Source organism: Bordetella saccharivorans (assembly GCF_045862855.1).
GTDB classification, from domain to species: domain Bacteria; phylum Pseudomonadota; class Gammaproteobacteria; order Burkholderiales; family Burkholderiaceae_B; genus Bordetella_A; species Bordetella_A petrii_F.
The window spans coordinates 3585615-3604092 of the sequence record NZ_BAAFZO010000001.1 but is presented as its reverse complement, the minus strand read 5'-3'; the positions used below and the strand labels follow the sequence as shown (position 1 = coordinate 3604092).

At 67.8% G+C, this 18478-nt stretch carries 18 protein-coding genes; 3 read left to right on the top strand and 15 right to left on the bottom strand.

From position 1 onward, the window contains the following. Positions 1–4: 4 nt before the first annotated feature. From bamB to ndk, 7 genes are read right to left on the bottom strand one after another with little or no spacing between them, the layout of a single operon-like run. Positions 5–1162 carry an outer membrane protein assembly factor BamB gene (gene bamB, locus ACKTT0_RS17165; protein WP_407851016.1) on the bottom strand — a complete coding sequence of 386 codons (1158 nt, stop codon included), beginning with the start codon at positions 1160–1162 and terminating at the stop codon, positions 5–7. A 4-nt stretch (positions 1163–1166) separates the two neighbouring features. Then, positions 1167–1805, bottom strand: coding sequence for a YfgM family protein (locus tag ACKTT0_RS17160; protein ID WP_407851015.1), 639 nt, complete (start codon positions 1803–1805; stop codon positions 1167–1169). 1 nt (position 1806) lies between these two features. Beyond that, the gene (gene hisS / locus ACKTT0_RS17155) at positions 1807–3093 is read right to left on the bottom strand and encodes a histidine--tRNA ligase (protein WP_407851014.1); all 1287 of its coding nucleotides are present in this window, start codon (positions 3091–3093) and stop codon (positions 1807–1809) included. Between the two features lie 57 nt (positions 3094–3150). After that, positions 3151–4437 (bottom strand): flavodoxin-dependent (E)-4-hydroxy-3-methylbut-2-enyl-diphosphate synthase, encoded by a 1287-nt coding sequence (gene ispG / locus ACKTT0_RS17150; protein ID WP_407851013.1) that lies wholly within the window; start codon positions 4435–4437, stop codon positions 3151–3153. A gap of 13 nt (positions 4438–4450) precedes the next feature. Beyond that, positions 4451–4936 (bottom strand): helix-turn-helix domain-containing protein, encoded by a 486-nt coding sequence (locus tag ACKTT0_RS17145; RefSeq protein WP_407851012.1) that lies wholly within the window; start codon positions 4934–4936, stop codon positions 4451–4453. Beyond that, a complete protein-coding gene (gene rlmN, locus ACKTT0_RS17140; RefSeq protein ID WP_407851011.1) occupies positions 4933–6078 on the bottom strand; it encodes a dual-specificity RNA methyltransferase RlmN in 1146 nt (381 codons plus the stop codon). Before rlmN ends, ACKTT0_RS17145 begins: the two co-directional genes overlap by 4 nt. Positions 6079–6105: 27 nt before the next feature. Next, positions 6106–6531, bottom strand: coding sequence for a nucleoside-diphosphate kinase (ndk, locus tag ACKTT0_RS17135; RefSeq protein ID WP_028353525.1), 426 nt, complete (start codon positions 6529–6531; stop codon positions 6106–6108). 310 nt (positions 6532–6841) lie between these two features. Here ndk and ACKTT0_RS17130 point away from each other — a divergent pair, with 310 nt between their 5' ends. Then, positions 6842–9727, top strand: a complete 2886-nt coding sequence (locus tag ACKTT0_RS17130; RefSeq protein WP_407851010.1) for a valine--tRNA ligase — start codon at positions 6842–6844, stop codon at positions 9725–9727. Between the two features lie 28 nt (positions 9728–9755). Here the strand turns inward: ACKTT0_RS17130 and ACKTT0_RS17125 are convergent, their stop codons facing one another. Beyond that, on the bottom strand, positions 9756–10514 hold the full coding sequence (locus tag ACKTT0_RS17125; RefSeq protein WP_407851009.1) for a MipA/OmpV family protein: 759 nt from the start codon (positions 10512–10514) through the stop codon (positions 9756–9758). A gap of 136 nt (positions 10515–10650) precedes the next feature. Here ACKTT0_RS17125 and ACKTT0_RS17120 point away from each other — a divergent pair, with 136 nt between their 5' ends. Continuing rightward, on the top strand, positions 10651–11328 hold the full coding sequence (locus ACKTT0_RS17120) for a response regulator (protein WP_407851008.1): 678 nt from the start codon (positions 10651–10653) through the stop codon (positions 11326–11328). Further along, positions 11316–12662 (top strand): sensor histidine kinase, encoded by a 1347-nt coding sequence (locus tag ACKTT0_RS17115; RefSeq protein WP_407851007.1) that lies wholly within the window; start codon positions 11316–11318, stop codon positions 12660–12662. Before ACKTT0_RS17120 ends, ACKTT0_RS17115 begins: the two co-directional genes overlap by 13 nt. Positions 12663–12670: 8 nt before the next feature. Here the strand turns inward: ACKTT0_RS17115 and ACKTT0_RS17110 are convergent, their stop codons facing one another. From ACKTT0_RS17110 to rimM, 7 genes are all read right to left on the bottom strand, one after another. Then, positions 12671–13960: an NAD(P)/FAD-dependent oxidoreductase gene (locus ACKTT0_RS17110; RefSeq protein WP_407851006.1), complete on the bottom strand. Its 1290-nt coding sequence runs from the start codon at positions 13958–13960 to the stop codon at positions 12671–12673. 9 nt (positions 13961–13969) lie between these two features. Next, on the bottom strand, positions 13970–14701 hold the full coding sequence (locus tag ACKTT0_RS17105) for an amino acid ABC transporter ATP-binding protein (RefSeq protein WP_094806308.1): 732 nt from the start codon (positions 14699–14701) through the stop codon (positions 13970–13972). Beyond that, the gene (locus ACKTT0_RS17100) at positions 14698–15351 is read right to left on the bottom strand and encodes an amino acid ABC transporter permease (protein WP_028353532.1); all 654 of its coding nucleotides are present in this window, start codon (positions 15349–15351) and stop codon (positions 14698–14700) included. Before ACKTT0_RS17100 ends, ACKTT0_RS17105 begins: the two co-directional genes overlap by 4 nt. Before the next feature lie 73 nt (positions 15352–15424). After that, complete coding sequence (locus ACKTT0_RS17095) at positions 15425–16174, bottom strand: ABC transporter substrate-binding protein (RefSeq protein ID WP_407851005.1); 750 nt, start codon at positions 16172–16174, stop codon at positions 15425–15427. A 109-nt stretch (positions 16175–16283) separates the two neighbouring features. Beyond that, positions 16284–16952, bottom strand: coding sequence for a helix-turn-helix domain-containing protein (locus ACKTT0_RS17090; RefSeq protein WP_407851004.1), 669 nt, complete (start codon positions 16950–16952; stop codon positions 16284–16286). Positions 16953–17045: 93 nt separating this feature from the next. Next, entirely contained in the window at positions 17046–17831 is a 786-nt protein-coding gene (trmD, locus tag ACKTT0_RS17085; protein ID WP_407851003.1) for a tRNA (guanosine(37)-N1)-methyltransferase TrmD, read from the bottom strand. Further along, entirely contained in the window at positions 17831–18454 is a 624-nt protein-coding gene (rimM, locus tag ACKTT0_RS17080; protein WP_407851002.1) for a ribosome maturation factor RimM, read from the bottom strand. Before rimM ends, trmD begins: the two co-directional genes overlap by 1 nt. Positions 18455–18478 lie beyond the last annotated feature (24 nt).

Below are 18478 nucleotides of genomic sequence, written 5' to 3'. Positions count from 1 at the left end.
AGGTTCAGTTGGTGCCGACCAGCACGAGGTTGCCGTTGCCGGTCTGCACCAGCACGCCCCGCTGCGTGGTCTGCGGAGGCGAGACGATGGCGTCGCCGCCGACCGACAGGCGGGCCAGCAGGCGGCCGTCGCTGCGCGACAGGAAATGGACATAGCCGTCCAGGTCGCCTACCCCGATGGCCTCGCCCAGCAGCGCCGGCGAGGTCAGCTTGCGGTTCTTGAGCGCGGATTGCTTCCAGACATTGGCGCCGCTGTCGAGCGCGAACGCGTTGACGACACCGTGCTGGTCCGCCGCATAGGCGAACCGGCCATCCAGCGTCATGCCGCTGGAGCTGGAGAAGTCCTTGGCCCAGATCGGGCGGCCGCCCTGGGTGACATCGAAGCAGACGATGCGCCCCTGGTACGCCACGGCGCACAGCAGGCTGCCGGCGATGCGCGGCGCGCCCACCACGTCGGTCAGGCGCTCCAGGTCGCTGGCGCCGCGCGGCGTGGCCACCGTGCCTTCCCATTGGACGTTGCCGCTGCCGACATTGATGGCCAGCAGCTTGCCGCCAGGCAGGCCGGTGATGACCAGGCCTTCGGCCATGATCATTTGCGCGTTGCTGCGCAGCGCCAGCGCGGGCCCCGGGCGCTGCAGGCTCCAGACCCGTTCGCCGGTTTCGATATTGAACGCCTGGATGCGGTAGTCGCCGCTGCGCACCACCACCACGCCATAGCCGACCACCGGCGCGATCGAGACGTCGCTGGTGGCGCGCGCCTTCCATTTGACCTTGCCGGTGTCGTCGAAAGCGATCACGTCGCCCAGCGGCGAAGCGACCACGGTGGTGGTGCCGTCGCTGCCCGCGCCCGCCGACAGCTTGGTGTCGGCCGAGGCCTTCCAGAGCACTTTGCCGCTGGCCAGGTCGAGCTTGGCCACCGAACCGTCGGGCGTGGCCGCGTAGACCGCGTCATTGACCACCGTGGGCACGAACCCCAGGCCGGAGCCGCTGCCAACAGAGGTGGACCAGACCGAGCGCACCGACATGCCGGGCGCGTATTCGGTCAGCGGCGTGGGTTCGTAGCGGTCGTCGTTGCTGGAAAACATCGAGCAACCGGACAGGGCGAGCAGTCCGGCGACCAGGGCGGCGCCGCGCCAGGCGCGGCCATGACGGAAGATACGCATACGTTCAGGCTCCGCTCAGGGCATCCAGTTTGAGTTGCACGGCTTGTCGCAAGGGGTCGGCGGCATCCAGGCCGTCGAGCGCGGCCTGCCAGGCCTTCCGGGCCTCGTCATGCTTGCCCTGCGCGGCCAGGACATCGCCACGGCGGTCGGCGTACAACGCGGCGAACGCAGGCGGCGGGTTATCCAGCTGGGCCAGGGCGGCATCGTATTGTTTCTGGTCGAGCAGCAGCCCGGCCAGACGCACCCGCGCCACCGGTTGCAGGGCCGGATGCTTGGACTGCCCGGCGAGCCATTCGAGCTGTTCGCGCGCGCCGGCGAGGTCGTCCTGCTCTTTCAGGGCATGCGCCGCCACCAGCGCCCCGCGGGCCGCATAGCCGGTGGACGGATAGTCGTCGCGCAGCGTCGAGGCGGCGGCCTTGATGCGCACGGCGGCGTCGGCCCCGCCCAGGCGGGCGGCGTCTTCGAGCGCCTCGAAGTAGCCCATCGCCTGATTGGCGCGATGGGTCTGGTAGGCCTTCCAGCTCCACCAGCCGCCCCAGGCCAGGGCCACCACGGCCGCCAGCGTGAGCACCAGCGTGCCATAGCGCGCCCACCACGCCTTGAGCGCGTCGAGTTGTTCCTGTTCTTCGAGATCGTATGCCATGCTAACCCTTGGATTTCAAAACGTCGGCCAACCTGTCCAGCGGCACTTGCTGCTGCGCGGCTTCGCCTGCCGGCTCGGCGCGCAGGTACTTGACGCTGGCGGCCTGGGCGGCCACTTCATCGCTGCCAAGGATAACCGCAACCCGCGCCCCGCTGGCATCGGCCCGCTTGAACTGCGACTTGAAGCCCGCCGAACCCGCATGCACGATGACGGCCAGGCCGGCGTCGCGCAGTTGTTCGCCGACGCGCGCGGCCAGGCGCTGCGCGTCCTCGCCCTGGTGCACGACATAGATCTCGCATTCGGGCGTGGGCGTGGACGGCGCGCTTTGCTCCCAGAGATCGAGCAGGCGCTCCATGCCGATGGCGAAGCCGACCGCCGGAGCCGGCTTGCCGCCCAGCAGCTCGACCAGGCCATCATAGCGTCCGCCGCCGCACACGGTGCCCTGCGCGCCCAGGCGATCGGTGACCCATTCGAAAACGGTCAGGTTGTAGTAATCGAGCCCGCGCACCAGGCGCGGATTGAGGCGGTATTCGATGCCGGCATCTGCCAAGCGCTGGCACACGCCGTCGAAGTGGGCGCGCGATTCGTCGCCCAGGAAGTCGAACAGGCGCGGCGCGCTGTCGGCCATGGCCTGCATGGCCGGGTTCTTGGTGTCCAGCACCCGCAGCGGATTGCTGTACAGGCGCCGCAGGCCGTCTTCGTCGAGGATGTCGCGATGGCGCTCGAGGTGCTCGATGAGCGCGGCGCGATGGGCCGCGCGCTCGGCCGGCTGGCCCAGCGAATTCAGCTCGAGGCGCACGTCGGCCAGGCCCAGCAGCTTCCACAGGCGCGCCAGCATGACGATGAGCTCGGCATCGACATCGGGGCCGGCAAAGCCCAGGGCCTCGACGTCGATCTGGTGGAACTGGCGATAGCGCCCGCGCTGCGGCCGTTCATGGCGGAACACCGGCCCGATGCTGTAGACGCGCTGCGGCCGGTCGTACAGCAGGTTGTGCTCGATGCTGGCGCGCACCACCCCGGCGGTCATCTCGGGCCGCATGGTCAGCGAATCGCCATTGAGCGCATCGGTGAAGGTGTACATCTCTTTCTCGACGATGTCGGTCACTTCGCCGATGCCGCGCGCGAACAGGCGCGTATGCTCGAGAATGGGGGTGCGCACATTGCGGTAGCCGTAGCCGTGCAGCCAGTCGCGCACGATCTGCTCGAATCGTTCCCAGCGGGCGCCGTCGCCCGGCAGTACATCATTCATGCCGCGGATCGCGGCGACTTTCTGGAAAGCTTGCGTCATCTTCGTCATGCCGCAATGGCCCGCAACGCGGCGCACCTGGCGGCTCAGCCCTTATTTTTAGTGAGTCGCCGACGCGCCGTAGCGGCGCGCGACGTAGTCTTCGACAATGGTCTGGAACTCTTCGGCAATGCGGTCGCCCTTGAGAGTGACCGTGCGCTCGCCGTCGATGAACACGGGCGCGGCCGGCACCTCGCCAGTGCCAGGCAGGCTGATGCCGATATCGGCATGGCGGCTTTCGCCGGGGCCGTTGACCACGCAGCCCATGACCGCGACGTTCATGCTCTCGACCCCGGGGTAGCGCGTCCGCCACACCGGCATCTGGCGCCGCAGGTACGACTGGATGCTGTCGGCCAGTTCCTGGAAGAATGTGCTGCTGGTGCGCCCGCAGCCCGGGCAGGCCACGACCATCGGCGTAAAGGCGCGCAGGTTCATGGTCTGCAGGATTTCCTGCGCGACGATGACTTCGCGCGCGCGGTCTCCGCCAGGTTCGGGCGTGAGCGAGATGCGAATGGTGTCGCCGATGCCCTGCTGCAGCAGCACTGCCAGCGCGGCGGTCGAGGCGACGATGCCCTTGCTGCCCATGCCCGCTTCGGTCAGGCCCAGGTGCAGCGGGTAGTCGCAGCGCGCGGAGAGGTCGCCATAGACGGCGATGAGGTCCTGCACGTGGCTGACCTTGCACGACAGGATGATGGCATCGCCGCGCAGGCCGAGTTCCTCGGCGCGGCGCGCATTGCTGATGGCCGAGACCACCAGCGCGTCGCGCATCACCGCCTGGGCCTCCCAGGGCTGGGCGCGGCGGCTGTTCTCGTCCATCTTGCGCGCCATCAGTTCGTGGTCGAGACTGCCCCAGTTGACGCCGATGCGCACCGGTTTGTCGTAGCGGCAGGCCACTTCGATCATCTGGGCGAAATTGTCGTCGCGGCGCTTGCCGCCGCCCATGTTGCCGGGGTTGATGCGGTACTTGGAGAGCGCCTGCGCGCAATCGGGGAACTGCGTCAGCAGCTTGTGGCCGTTGTAGTGGAAATCGCCGACCAGCGGCACCGACACGCCCATGCGGTCGAGCTGCTCGCGTATGGCGATGACCTCGCGCGCGGCCTCCGGAGTGTTCACCGTGATGCGCACGAGTTCGGAACCCGCCTGGGCGAGCTCCTTGACCTGGATGGCCGTGGCAATGGCGTCGGCGGTGTCGGTGTTGGTCATGGATTGCACCACGACCGGCGCCGGGCCGCCGATAGTGACCACGCGGTCGCCCCACTTCACGGCGACCGCGCGCGTCGGCCGGCGCGGCGCGGCGCCCACCTCGGGCGGCGGGGCATCTTGGCAGGGCGGGGACGGCTCTTGCATGCGTGTACCGGGATTACGAGTTCAGCGGCGAAAACCAGGGCAGCCAGTCGGCGGGCAGCCAGCCCTGCCAGAAAGCATACGCCACCAGCACGGCCAGCAAGGCCACGATGGCCAGCAGCCAGCCCCATGGCATGGAGGAGCGATCGTCGTCCGACGAGGGGATCGGCACCGGCACGGTATGGGCCAGGCGCCGTCCCGGGACGCCCGCCGGGGCGGCGGCGATCCGCGATTCGAGCGAGGCCACGATGGCGGGCGCGTCGGCATCCAGCAGGCGCGCGTAACTGCGGATCAGGCCGCGCAGCGAAACGCCGGTGGGCAGCTTGGCCCACTGCTCGCTCTCGAGCGCCTGGATCTGGCGCGCCGAGAACTTGATGCGGCTGGAGACTTCGTCGAGCGACCACCCCTTGGCCACGCGCAGCGCGTGCAGCGCCTGGCCGACGGACGGCGCCGCCGCGGGCGATTCGGTTCGGGGGACTGCCGGATCGAGGTCCTGCGTCATGCCTGTACCTGTGCGATGGGAATGGTCCGGGCGGCGTTGCGCTGGGCGACGCGGGTACGGTCGCGCACTTCGCCCGCGAGCTGGCCACAGGCGGCGTCGATGTCGTCGCCGCGCGTCTTGCGCACCGTGGTGACGATACCGGCGTCCATCAGGCGCTGGGCGAAAACCTTGACGCGGGCGGAGGGCGAACGCTTCAGGCCCGAGGCCGGAAACGGGTTGAAAGGAATCAGGTTGAGCTTGCAGCGCACTTGCCGGGCCACCTGGATGAGCTCCCTGGCGTGCTGGTCGGTATCGTTGATGCCGTCCAGCATGCAGTATTCGAACGTGATGAAGTCGCGCGGCGCGAAGGCCAGGTAGCGCTCGCAGGCCGCCAGCAGCTCTGCGAGCGGGTACTTCTTGTTGAGCGGCACGAGTTCGTCGCGCAGCCCATCGGTGGGCGCGTGCAGCGAGACGGCCAGCGCCACCGGGCAGTCCTGTGCCAGGCGGTCCATCATGGGGACCACGCCGGAGGTGGACACCGTGACGCGGCGGCGCGACAGCCCGTACGCATTGTCGTCCAGCATGAGGCGCAAGGCCGGCACGAGCTGGTCGTAGTTGAGCAGCGGCTCGCCCATGCCCATCATGACCACGTTGCTGACCACCCGCGTGTCGTCGCCGCGCCCGCCGCCGAGCCGCGCCGTGCCGGCATCGGCCTCGAGCACGCGCTTGGCCCACCAGAGCTGCCCGATGATCTCGCCGGTGGTGAGATTGCGGTTGAAACCCTGGTGGCCGGTGGAGCAGAAGCGGCAGTTGACGGCACAGCCGGCCTGGCTGGACACGCACAGCGTGCCGCGGTCGTCTTCGGGAATGAAGACAGTTTCGATGGCATTGCCCTGGCCCACGTCGAACAGCCACTTGCGCGTGCCATCGGAGGAGCGCTGCTCGGTGTTGACCGGCGGCGCCTCGATGCGGCAGCGTTGCGCAAGCTGGCCGCGGAAGTCGCGGGCCAGGTCGGTCATGGCGTCGAACGAGTCGGCGCAGCGCTGGTGGATCCAGCGCTGCAGCTGGCGGGCGCGAAACGGCTTGCCGCCCCATTGCCCGACCAGGTCGGACAGGGCGGCGCCATCGAGGCCCAGCAGATTGACGCGTTCGGCGGTTTCCATGGAGTGCTGTGGGGAAAAGTTACCCGATCAACGGCTGTGGATGTTGATTTCGGGGAAGAAGAACGCCACTTCGACGGCGGCGGTCTCGGCGGCGTCGGAGCCGTGCACGGCATTGGCGTCGATGCTGTCGGCGAAGTCGGCGCGGATGGTTCCCGGCGCGGCCTTCTTGGGATCGGTGGCGCCCATCAGGTCGCGGTTCTTCTGGATGGCGCCCTCGCCTTCCAGGACCTGCACGAACACGGGGCCCGAGACCATGAAGTCGACCAGGTCCTTGAAGAAGGGGCGCTCTTTGTGCACGGCATAGAAGCGCTCGGCATCGGCGCGCGACAATTGCTGCATGCGGGCAGCGATGACCTTCAGGCCGGCGCTTTCGAAGCGGGCGACGATCTGGCCGATGACGTTCTTGGCCACGGCATCGGGCTTGATGATCGAGAGGGTACGTTCGACGGACATGAGAACTCCAGACTGGGTTTGACTGTTTTTCGGTTGATCGGGGCGCGAAAGCGCGGGCGGAACCGGCATGCGGGGGCCGCCCCGGCGCCGCGCTCCGGGACATGGATTCGAGACTGGCACCTTCCGGAAGGTTCCGGAACGCGGGTTCCGGCTGCCGCCCGTTTTCGCAATTCCTCAATAAAAACAGGCACTTCTGCAAGGTTTACAGTAACCCGACATTCTAGCACGCCGTCAAGGCCCCAATACATCTTAAAATTAACGGTTTGCTTGGCCGAGTATCGACCTGGCCCCGTTTTGCCGGAACCCTGTAATGACTGAAGCCGCCGCACCGATCCCTCCTGACACTGAAACCGCCGACCTTCCCAAAAGCTTCGAGCCCGCCGAGCTGGAAGCGCACTGGTATGCCGAATGGGAAAAGCGCGGCTACTTCCAGGCCGGCCGGCACGTAGAAACGGGGACCGACCCCCAGCCGTATGTCATCCAGTTCCCGCCTCCCAATGTGACGGGCACCCTGCACATGGGCCATGCGTTCAACCAGACGATCATGGATGGCCTGATCCGCTACCACCGCATGCGTGGCGACGACACCGTGTTCGTCCCGGGCACCGACCACGCCGGCATCGCCACCCAGATCGTGGTGGAGCGCCGCCTCGATGCGGAGAACGTCTCGCGTCACGACCTGGGCCGCGAGAAGTTCATCGAGAAAGTCTGGGAATGGAAGGAGCAGTCGGGCAATACCATCACCGGCCAGGTGCGCCGGCTGGGCGCCTCGGCGGACTGGCCGCGCGAATATTTCACCATGGACGAACGCATGTCGCGCGGCGTGGTGGAGACCTTCGTGCGCCTGTACCAGCAGGGCCTGATCTACCGCGGCAAGCGGCTGGTGAACTGGGATCCCAAGCTGCTGACGGCCGTGTCCGACCTGGAAGTCCAGTCGGAAGAAGTCGACGGCCACATGTGGCATATCCTCTACCCGTTCGTCGACGGCCCGCAGACCATCGTCGACAAGGACGGCCAGACGGTCACCCTGCGCGGCATGACCATCGCCACCACCCGCCCGGAAACGATGCTGGCCGACGGCGCGCTGTGCGTGCACCCCGATGACCCGCGCTATCGGCACCTGGTGGGCAAGATGGTCGAACTGCCGCTGTGCGACCGCAACATTCCCATCATCGCCGACGATTTCGTCGATCCGGAATTCGGCACGGGCTGCGTCAAGATCACCGGCGCGCACGATTTCAATGACTACGCCTGCGCGCTGCGCCACGATCTGCCGATGATCGTGATCTTCACGCTGGACGCGCACATCAACGAGAACGGCCCCGAGCAGTTCCAGGGCATGGAACGCTACGAGGCCCGCAAGGCCGTGGTGGCCGAACTCGAGACGCAGAACTACCTGGTGCGGGTCGAGCCGCACAAGATGATGCAGCCCAAGGGCGACCGCACCGGCGTGGTGCTGGAGCCCATGCTGACCGACCAATGGTTCGTGGCCATGAGCAAGCCGGCCCCCGACGGCACGCTGCATCCCGGCAAGAGCATCACCCAGGTGGCGCTCGATGTCGTGGCCGACGGCCGGATCAAGTTCTACCCGGAAAACTGGACCACCATCTACAACCAGTGGCTCAACAACATCCAGGACTGGTGCATCTCGCGCCAGCTGTGGTGGGGCCACCAGATCCCGGCCTGGTACTCGGAGGACGGCCAGGTGTTCGTGGCCCATTCCGAGGCCGAGGCACAAGAGCAGGCCCGCACCGCTGGCGTGGCCGGCCCGCTGACGCGCGATCCGGACGTGCTGGACACCTGGTTCTCGTCGGCGCTGGTGCCTTTCACCACGCTGGGCTGGCCCGAAGAGACGCCCGACCTGCGCCGCTACCTGCCCTCCAGCGTGCTGGTCACCGGCTTCGACATCATTTTCTTCTGGGTGGCGCGCATGGTCATGATGACCACGCACCTGACCGGCCAGATCCCGTTCAAGCACGTCTACGTACATGGCCTCATCCGCGACGCCGACGGCCAGAAGATGAGCAAGTCCAAGGGCAATACGCTCGATCCGGTCGACCTGATCGACGGCATCGACCTGGACGGCCTGGTGGCCAAGCGCACCTATGGGCTGATGAATCCCAAGCAGGCCGGCGCCATCGAGAAAGCCACCCGGCGCCAGTACCCCGACGGCATTCCGGCCTTCGGCACCGACGCGCTGCGCTTCACCATGGCCGCCTATGCGACGCTCGGCCGCAACATCAATTTCGACCTCAAGCGCTGCGAGGGCTACCGCAACTTCTGCAACAAGCTGTGGAACGCCACGCGCTACGTGCTGATGAATACCGAGGGCCATGACCTGGGCGGCGAACAGGCCGCCGAGCTGTCATTCGCGGACCGCTGGATCGTCAGCCAGTTGCAGGCGCTGGAAGCCGAGGTGGCGCGCGGCTTCGCCGACTACCGTTTCGACAACGTGGCCAACGCGCTGTACCGCTATGTGTGGGACGAATATTGCGACTGGTACGTGGAACTGGCCAAGGTGCAGATCCAGCACGGCACGCCGGCCCAGCAATTGGGCACGCGCCGCACGCTGATCCGCGTGCTCGAGGCCGTGCTGCGCCTGGCGCACCCGATCATCCCGTTCATCACCGAGGCGCTGTGGCAAAAGGTGTCGGTGGCGGCCGGCAAGCGGCGGGCGGGCGAACCCGGCAGTGTCAGCGTGCAGCCCTATCCGCAGCCCAACCCGGCCGCGGTCGATCCGGCCGCCGAAGCCGCAGTGGCCGAACTCAAGGCCCAGGTGGAGGCGGTGCGCGCGCTGCGCGGCGAGATGGGACTGTCGCCCGCGCAACGCGTGCCGCTGGTGGCCGAAGGCGACGCCGCGACGCTGACGCGCAACGGGCCGTACCTGGCCGCGCTGGCCAAGCTGAGCCAGGTCGACGTGGTGGACGCGCTGCCCGATGCCGGCGCGCCCGTGCAGGTGGTGGGCGCGGCCCGCCTGATGCTGCATGTCGAGATCGACGTGGCGGCCGAGCAGGCCCGCCTCGACAAGGAAATCGCCCGCCTGGAAGGCGAAATCGCCAAGGCCAACGGCAAGCTGGGCAACGCCAGCTTCGTCGAACGCGCCCCGGCGGCCGTGGTGGAGCAGGAAAAGGCGCGCCTGGCGCAGTTCAATGCGACGCTGGCCAAGGTGCGCGAGCAGCGCGGCAAGCTGGGCTGACCCCCAGTGTCGCCGTACTGCCCCGCCGTCAGAACGAGTACGTGACACCCAGCGCGCCGAACGCGCTGGTCTCGCGCTCGACGATCGGGCTGTCGCGCGCGTCGCCCAGCAAGGTATTGACGCCCACCGTGGTGACCACCGCCCAGTGCTTGTCCAGGCTATAGCGCCAATTGGCGAACAAGGCCGCCGACTTGAAGCCGGCCGAGGCGGAATACGGTTTCAGGCCGGCTTCGCTGCTGGCGGCCTGCGAGGAAGTGATGCCGAACCAGGTTTCCATGTCGCCGTGGCTGGCCCATTCGGTACTGGCACCCACGGTGACGATGTTGCGCTCGGTCTGGATCACGCGGTAGCTGGCGCGCAATTCCAGCGTGCCGCCATAACCGCTGCGCATGGCCTGGCGATACGCCGCGCCCAGCGAGAAGCGGCCCGGATGCCACTCCATGTACGCCCCGTAGACGCCATGGAAATCGATATCGTCCAGGCCCTCGAGCCGGTCGGCGTCGTCGGCGTCGCGCCCCAGGCTCATGCCCAGGAACACCCCGGCCGACACGTCTTGCGCCAGGTCCCACTTGAGGCCGGTGGCCGGCAGCCCGGCTCGGGGCGAAATGAAGAAGTGGCCGCTTTCATAGTTGATCAGCGGCACCGGCAGGAAACGATAATCCTTGGCGCCGTCATATTCGGGCAAGAACGCGGCCGCCACGCCGATAAAGTTCTCCGCCTGCGCGCCCTGCCCGGCCGCAGCGCCCAACAGGGCCAGCCCGGCGGCCCATCGCATTCCGCATTTCATCGCAATTCCTTTTAATATCGGCGGACCGCGCCATGCGGACCCTATCCCAGGCTGCAGATTGTGCCGGCAGGGTTTTAAATTGTTTTTAATGGCTGCACGGCATACTGGGCGGCACTGTTCCAACGGGTGGATTCACGTGCACTTATTGCTGGTGGAAGATGACCCCATGCTGGGCGAGGCCATGCAGGCCGGCCTGGCGCAGCGGCTCCAGGCGACGGTAGATTGGGCGCGCGACGCCGCGGAAGCGAGACTGGCGCTGGCGGGCGCGGGCTATGCCGCCGTGCTGCTGGATATCGGCCTGCCGGGCGAATCGGGGTTGTCGCTGCTGCGGGCCTTGCGGGCGCGCTATGACGCGACGCCCGTACTACTGGTGACCGCGCGCGACCAGTTGAGCGAGCGGATCGGCGGCCTGGATGCCGGCGCCGACGACTACATCGTCAAGCCCTTCCAGCTGGACGAACTGCTGGCGCGCCTGCGGGCGGTGCTGCGCCGCAGCCGCAACCGGGTCACGCCGCTACTGTCCTGCGGCGCCGTCACGCTGGACCCTGCCACGCGGCAGGTGCGCCGCGACGGCGCCGCGGTCACGCTGAGCCAGCATGAATATCTCACGCTGCTGGCGTTGATGGAACGCGCGGGGCGCACCGTGACGCGCGAGCAGCTGGAAGACGCCGTCTATGGCGGGCACGGCACCATCGAAAGCAATACCGTCGCGGTGTACGTGCATCAATTGCGCCGCAAGCTGGGCGACAACGTCATCGCCACGGTGCATGGCTATGGGTACCGGATCAACGAGGTGGCGGATTGCCCTCCCTGAAACGCCGCCTGCTGCTGGGCCTGCTGTTGGCGCTGGTGGTCAACTGGGCGAGCTGGTTCACCTGGTACGCCTACGAACAAGGACGCACCCAGACGGGGGTGTGGGACCAGAAACTGCATGAAGTCGCCAACGTCGCGATGCGGTCGTTGCCGATCTCGCTGACCGAGGCGAAGGGCCCCATCGGCTTCGAGCCCGCCGATGGCGGCAAGGTGTCGTTCGAGACCCAGATCAATTTCCAGATATGGACGCGCGACGGCAGCCGCCAGCTGGCGCATTCCCCGGGCGCGCCCGCCGCGCCCTTGAACGACCGCTTCGAAAGCGGTTATGCCAACGTCATGGTCAACGGCCAGCCCTGGCGCATGTACGCCTCCAACGATGTGAGCAACCGGATCCAGATCCAGGTCGGGATCGCGCTGGCGGACCGGCGCGCCGAATTCCGCGCCTGGCTGTGGCAGGGCCTGCAGGCGTCGGCGCTGCTGTTCCTGCTGCTGACGCTGACATTGAGGCTGGTCGTGAACCGGACCCTGGCGCGCCTGGACGGGTTGCGCGCGACCCTGCTGTCGCGCGATCCGTTCGATCTGGCGCCGCTGCCGCACGACGGCATGCCGGCCGAGCTGCAGCCCCTGATCGTCTCGGTCAACCGCCTGCTGGCCCGCCTGGAAACCGCGATGAATCGCGAGCGCCGCTTCATCGCCGACGCGGCGCACGAATTGCGCACGCCGCTGGCGGCCCTGACCACGCATGCCGAACTGGCGCGCACCGCCGACGAGAACGCATCGCGCCAAGTCGCGCTGGACCGCTTGCTGGCCGTGGCGCGCCGCGCCACGCGGCTATCCGAGCAACTGCTGGACCAGGCCCGCCTGGATGCCATCGAACAGCGCCCTGCCACCCCGGTGGACCTGGCTGCGCTGGTATCCATGGGCGTGCGTGACTACGAATCGGCCGCCCGCGACAAGGGCCAGCACATCATGCTGGACACGCACGCGTGCACCGTCAACGGCGATATCGACGCGATCGGCATCCTGATCAGCAACCTGATGGACAACGCGGTGCGCTATACCCCCGAGGGCGGCGACATCGAAGTGCGATGCACCCCGACCACGAAAGGCGGGGCCCTGTTGAGCGTGGCCGACAATGGCCCCGGCGTACCGGAAGCCGAATGGCCGCGCCTGTTCGAGCGCTTTTACCGCAGCCGCGCCGCCAGCAACGGCCTGCGCGGCAGCGGTATCGGCCTGGCCCTGGTGGCGCAGATTGCCCGCCTGCACGGCGGCAAGGCCTGGTGCGCTGGGGGGCTGGACGGCCGGGGCCTGCGCGTGACGGTGCGATTGGGCTGAAGCCCCGCCTACAGCCCGCCGTCGTTCAGGCGATACCAGGCCACCACGGCATTCACGTAGATGCGCCGCAGGGCATACAGCGGGAACCCCTTGATGGGAGTCAGGGGCACCGGCAACGCACCCTCGCCCTCGCCTGCCGTGAAGGCCGCCAGCGCCTTGCCCATGGCGGTTTGCAGCCCGACGCCGCGCCCCTGGCAGCCGATGTCGATCAGCAAGCCCGGCTCGGGCTCGTGCAGGTGCGGCAGGTAGTCGCGGGTCACGGCCACCCGGCCGCACCACCGGTACTCGAAAGGAATGCCGGCCGCCTGCGGAAACAGCTTGACCAGCACACGCTCGAGGTGGGCCCAGTCCTGCGCCCCCCTGGGCTCGCGGAACGGCCCGCGGCCGCCCATCAGCAGCCGGCCCTGGTGGTCGAGGCGGAAGTACAGCAGCAAGTTGCGCGTGTCAGACGAGACATGCCCCTGCGGGAAGATGCTCGCGCGCACCGCGTCCGGCAAGGGGCGCGTGGCCACCTGGAACGTGTTGGCGTCGATGATGCTGCGTTTCAGGCCGGGCCAGAGGTCGCCGCCATAGGCATTGGTGCACATGACGACGCGCTGCGCCACCACTTTGCCGCCGGCGGCGGTGGTGGCGACCCAGCGGCTGCCGTCGCGCCGCAAGGCGGCCACCGGCGTGCCGGTATGCAGCCGCGCGCCAGCGCGCAACGCGGCGCGCGCGAGGCCGCGCACATAGCTGAGCGGCTGGATGGCGCCGGCACGCGGATCGACCCAGCCGCCCAGGTAGCGGTCGGTGCCGGTGAGTTCCGCGACCTGGGCACGATCCAGCTTGCGCGCCGCCACCCCATGCCGGGCCCATTGCTCGGCGCGTCCGTGGGCGATCCGCAACGCGTCCGCGGTGTGCGCCCCCTGGATCCAGCCGGCCCGGGTATGCGGCACATCCATGCCATGGCGCGCGATCAGGTCGAACACCATGTCGGCGGTGCCGCCGGCAAAGCGCACCAGCCGCTCGCCGCGCTCGGCGCCGTACATGCGGATCAGCTCATCCGGGTCGTACTTCAGGCCCGGAATGACCTGCCCGCCATTGCGGCCCGAGCCGCCGAAGCCGATTTCGCGCGCTTCGAGCAGCAAGGTGTCGATGCCGCGCTCGGCCAGGTGCAGCGCGGTGCTCAGCCCGGCGTAGCCGCCGCCGATGACCAGCACGTCGGCCTGGCCCGAACCCTCCAGCGGCCGCGTCTCGGGCGCCGGGGCGGCCGTGGCGGCCCACAGGGAATGCGACAGCGGATATGGCGCCTGCGCCATGATGGCTCCTTACATGGGATGCAGCACACGGCGCAGGAAGTCCTGCGTGCGCGGGTGCCGCGGTTGATTCAGCACATCGCGGGCGGCGCCCTGCTCGACCACGACGCCCCCGTCGATGAACAGCACGCGGTCGGCGACTTCGCGCGCAAAACTCATTTCGTGCGTGACGACCACCATGGTCATGCCGGCCTCGGCCAGCTTGCGCATGACGCCCAGCACATCGCCGACCAGTTCCGGATCGAGCGCCGAGGTGGGTTCGTCGAACAGGATGGCCTTGGGCTGCATGGCCAGCGCGCGCGCAATGGCCACCCGCTGCTGCTGGCCGCCGGACAATTGCGGTGGATGCGCATCGGCCTTGTCGGCCAGGCCCACGCTGGCGAGCAGCTCGCGGCCGCGTTCGATGGCCTGGGCGCGCGGTTCCTTCTTGACGAACACCGGCCCCTCGATGACGTTCTCGAGCGCGGTGCGATGCGGAAAAAGATTGAAGCGCTGGAACACCATCGAGACCTGGGTGCGTATCGACACGATGGAAGAGGCATCGCAATCGACGCGCTCGCCATCGATGGTGATGAGGCCGCCGTCGTAGCGTTCCAGGCCGTTGATGCAGCGCAGGATGGTGGACTTGCCCGACCCTGACGGGCCGATCACGCACACCACCTCGCCTTTCTGGACTTCCGCGTCGATGCCTTTCAGGACTTCCAGTTTGCCGAAATTCTTGCGTACATCTTTGAGCAGGATCATTTCGCGGCGCTCCGCTTTTCCAGGTGCCGCACGAACAGGATGAGCGGCACGCACATCACCAGGTACATCAGCGCGACCAGGCTGAAGACAGTGGCATTCTTGAAGGTGGAAACGGCGATCAGCTTGCCCTGCAGGGCCAGTTCGGCCACGGTGATGGTGGATGCCTGCGACGAATCCTTCAACATCATGATCATGATGTTGCCATAGGGCGGCAGCACGATCTTGACGGCCTGCGGCAGCACCACGCGGCGCATGGTCATGCTCCAGCTCATGCCCATGGCCATGGCCGCTTCGATCTGGCCGCGGTCGATGGCCTCGATACCGGCGCGGAAATTCTCCGCCTGGTAGGCCGAATAGGCGATGCCCAGGCCGATGATGGCCGCCTGCACCGCTGTCAGCGCAATGCCCATGTCAGGCATTACGAAGTAGATGTAGAACAGCAGCACGATAATCGGGATACCGCGCAGCACGTTGATCATGCCGGCGCTGAACTTGGCCAGCGGCTTGATGCCCGACACCCGCATCAGCGCCCATACCAGGCCCAGCAGGGTCGACAGCAGCAGCGACCCGAAGGTCACGAGTATGGTCAGGGTCGCGCCCTGCAGCAGTATCGGCAGGAACTCCCGCGCGTCGTTGAAAAACTCCATCATCGTTCAGTCCATCCTCTTGGGGTATACGGAAACAGCCGGCGGCCCCGGCCGCCGACAGGCGCCGGCGCGGCGCTCAATCCGCCAGGTCCCATTTCTTGAGGATGGCGTCGATGGTGCCATCGGCCTTGAGCTTGCCCAGCGCCTTGTTGACCCGTGCCAGGAGCTCGGTGTCTTCCTGGCGGGTGGCGATGCCCAGGCTGCCCACCACCGTGGGCTCGTAGCTCTTGGCCATTTTCAGGTTGGGATAGCTGCCCTTGGCAATGATGCTGGCCGCGATCGGGTAGTCCATGAAGCCGCCCTGGATGCGGCCGGCGTTGGCGTCGCGCATCATGTCGGGCGGATTGTCGTAGAGCTTGACCTCCTTGAACATGCCGCTCTTCTGGATGGGCTCGACGAAGGCTGTGCCGACCTGTACACCGACCGTCATGCCTTTCATGTCGGCGAACGACTTGTACTGTTTGTCGTCGTCCTTGGGAACCATGAAGCCTTCACCGTAGCGGTACACCGGGTCGGAGAAGCTGACCACCTTCTTGCGCGCATCGGTGATGAACATGGCCGCCGAGATCAGGTCGATGCGCTTGGAGCGCAACGACCCGATCAGCGCCGAGAAAGCCATGGGTTCGATCTGCACCTCGAAACCGGCTTCCTTGCCGACCGCCTTGATGATGTCGACCATCACGCCTTCGATGGTGTTGGTCTTGGTGTCCAGGAACGTGAACGGGCTGCCGGTCGGCGTGGAGCCGACTTTCAACACGGTTTGGGCGTGCGCCGCGCCGCAGGCCAGCGTAGCCACCAGCGCGGCGGCCAGAAATTTGAGTTTCATGGATATTCCCCTAGGGTCGTCGAAAGGCGAAGCGCGCGCCGCGCGCCTCATCCGGCACCATGCGGGCGGACCAGCCAAACCTGGCCGGCCCGCCCGCATGGCGCCTGGTTCATGGGCCGCCCTCCTGGTGGTCGATGCGGCTGATGGCCCAGATGACTTCCGCCACATCGGAGCCGGGATTGCGCCAGCGCCTCGGCATGCGGCTGTCGTAGCAAAAACTGTCGCCCGCGCCGAGCAGGACGACGCGGTCCTCGAACCAGAGCTCGAGCTGGCCCCGCAGCACCAGGCCGACCTGCTCGCCCATGTTGGTGGAGAACGGCTCTTCGCCAGTGGAGCCGCCGGGCTCGATGCAGGCCCGGCACAAGTCGAGCGTGCGACCCGCCGGGGGCGTGTACATTTCCTTGTGGATGCCCTTGTCGTCGAGATCGACGCGGCGATGCGAGCCCGCGCGGGCCAGGCGGCCGCCAGCTTCGGTGTCGCACTGCCCGGCGCCGCGCAGCAGCGAATCGACCGACACGCCCAGCTCGCCGGCCAGCAGGCTGAGGGTCTTCACCGAGGGAGAGCTGAGCCCGCGCTCGATCTGGCTGAGCAGGCCCAGCGAAATGCCGCAGGCCTTGGCCACCTGGACCAGCGACCGGCCACGCTGCTTGCGCAGCAGCCGCAACTGCTGCCCCAGCCAGAAATCAATGATGGAGGCAGGCGCGGACGCCCGCGCCGCGCTGCGCGGTTCATTGGCACCCGGGACGACCGGGACGGCGGGCTGGCAAGCGGCAGGCACGTGAAATTTTCATATTTACATAATTTTCACATGCTAGCAGCGCCCGGCCGCCGGCGATATGGGGACTTCCCTAGGAAGTTCGCGCGGACAGATTCAAGGCTTGGGGGCGCGCCCGCCAGACGCGGCCAGGGCGGCGAGAAAACGCTCGTCGGCCTGCGTCAGCCAGCCGTTGGCCCGCGCATTCTCGAGCAGTTCGGGGCGCCGCGCCGCGGTCAGGCGCAAGGACTGTTCGCGGCGCCAACGCGCGATATTGGCGTGGTGGCCGCTGAGGAGTTCGGCCGGCACCGGCTGGCCGGCGTGTACTTCGGGACGGGTGTAATGCGGGCTGTCGAGCAGGCCGGACAGCGTCTCGTTGAAGGAGTCCTGCAAGGCGGAATCGCCGTCGTTCAAGGCGCCGGGCAGCAGCCGCACGGCGGCGTCGATCACGGCCAGGGCGGCGATCTCGCCGCCGGAGAGGACGAAATCGCCCAGGGAGATTTCATCGGTGACGCAGCGGTCGATGAAACGCTGGTCCACCCCTTCGTAGCGACCACAAATGAGAATGATGCCCTCGCCTGCCGCCAGCGACTGGGCGCCTTGCTGGTCGTAGCGACGACCGGCGGGCGACAGCAGCGCCACCGGCGCCGGCGCCAGGCCTTGCGCGGCGCGCGCCGCCTGGGCCGCGGCCACGGCGGCCTCGAGCGGGGCCGCCAGCATGACCATGCCGGGCCCGCCGCCATAGGGGCGGTCGTCGACGGTGCGATGGAGGTCGTGGGTATAGTCGCGCGGGTTCCAGGTATGCAGGGCCCAGAGCCCCTGGGCATGCGCCCGCCCGGTGATGCCGAGGTCGCGCACGGTTCCGAACATGTCCGGAAAGAGCGTGACGACGTCGAAGCGCATCAGTATTCCATCGGCCAGTTGCTGTCGATGCGGCGCGCCGCCAGGTCGACGGCGAGGATGTGCGCGCGCACGAAAGGCACCAGCATTTCGAGGGGCCGGCCCTTGGCGTCGCGCCGCGGCTCGGGGTCGCCGCCGGCCACCGGCGCCCGTTGCAGGACGACGCGGAGAACGGCGTGCGCGCCGTTGTCGAGCACGCCGTCGACCACGCCCACCCGGGCCTGCTCGCCGTCGGCGTTGGTGTAGAACGCGCAGCCGATGAGATCGACCCAGTAGTATTCGTCTTCGTCGGCAGCCGGGAATTCGCTGCGCGGCACCTGCACCATGCAGCCGCGCAAGGCCTCGGCCTGGTCGCGGTCGGTGACGCCGGCCAGTTGCGCCACGATGGCCGAGCCCTGCGAGCGCGCCTGCAGCACCGTGTAGGGTTGCGGCACGGATGCAACAACGCCCCGCGCCAATTCAGGGGCGGGGCGAGTCAGCCACCAGGACGAAACCTGGCGCAGCGCCTCGGACTGGGCCGAATGCGGATGCACCTTGACCCAGCCTTTGACTCCGTAGGCCGCGGCGATGCGGCCCAGTTCGACCAGGTCGGTGGGCACCGCGGCGGGGTGGGCGGCGTCAGGCATGAGCCGGGCGGCGAATCGACGCGC

What these genes read in the sequence shown, in the direction of transcription:
- rlmN (WP_407851011.1), bottom strand. Translation starts at nt 6,078, where the DNA reads ATGGAAACCGCCGAACGCGTCAATCTGCTGGGCCTCGATGGCGCCGCC.
- hisS (WP_407851014.1), bottom strand. Translation starts at nt 3,093, where the DNA reads ATGACGCAAGCTTTCCAGAAAGTCGCCGCGATCCGCGGCATGAATGAT.
- ACKTT0_RS17160 (WP_407851015.1), bottom strand. Translation starts at nt 1,805, where the DNA reads ATGGCATACGATCTCGAAGAACAGGAACAACTCGACGCGCTCAAGGCG.
- trmD (WP_407851003.1), bottom strand. Translation starts at nt 17,831, where the DNA reads ATGCGCTTCGACGTCGTCACGCTCTTTCCGGACATGTTCGGAACCGTG.
- ACKTT0_RS17095 (WP_407851005.1), bottom strand. Translation starts at nt 16,174, where the DNA reads ATGAAACTCAAATTTCTGGCCGCCGCGCTGGTGGCTACGCTGGCCTGC.
- bamB (WP_407851016.1), bottom strand. Translation starts at nt 1,162, where the DNA reads ATGCGTATCTTCCGTCATGGCCGCGCCTGGCGCGGCGCCGCCCTGGTC.
- ACKTT0_RS17145 (WP_407851012.1), bottom strand. Translation starts at nt 4,936, where the DNA reads ATGACGCAGGACCTCGATCCGGCAGTCCCCCGAACCGAATCGCCCGCG.
- ispG (WP_407851013.1), bottom strand. Translation starts at nt 4,437, where the DNA reads ATGCAAGAGCCGTCCCCGCCCTGCCAAGATGCCCCGCCGCCCGAGGTG.
- ACKTT0_RS17110 (WP_407851006.1), bottom strand. Translation starts at nt 13,960, where the DNA reads ATGGCGCAGGCGCCATATCCGCTGTCGCATTCCCTGTGGGCCGCCACG.
- ndk (WP_028353525.1), bottom strand. Translation starts at nt 6,531, where the DNA reads ATGTCCGTCGAACGTACCCTCTCGATCATCAAGCCCGATGCCGTGGCC.
- ACKTT0_RS17130 (WP_407851010.1), top strand. Translation starts at nt 6,842, where the DNA reads ATGACTGAAGCCGCCGCACCGATCCCTCCTGACACTGAAACCGCCGAC.
- ACKTT0_RS17100 (WP_028353532.1), bottom strand. Translation starts at nt 15,351, where the DNA reads ATGATGGAGTTTTTCAACGACGCGCGGGAGTTCCTGCCGATACTGCTG.
- rimM (WP_407851002.1), bottom strand. Translation starts at nt 18,454, where the DNA reads ATGCCTGACGCCGCCCACCCCGCCGCGGTGCCCACCGACCTGGTCGAA.
- ACKTT0_RS17105 (WP_094806308.1), bottom strand. Translation starts at nt 14,701, where the DNA reads ATGATCCTGCTCAAAGATGTACGCAAGAATTTCGGCAAACTGGAAGTC.
- ACKTT0_RS17125 (WP_407851009.1), bottom strand. Translation starts at nt 10,514, where the DNA reads ATGAAATGCGGAATGCGATGGGCCGCCGGGCTGGCCCTGTTGGGCGCT.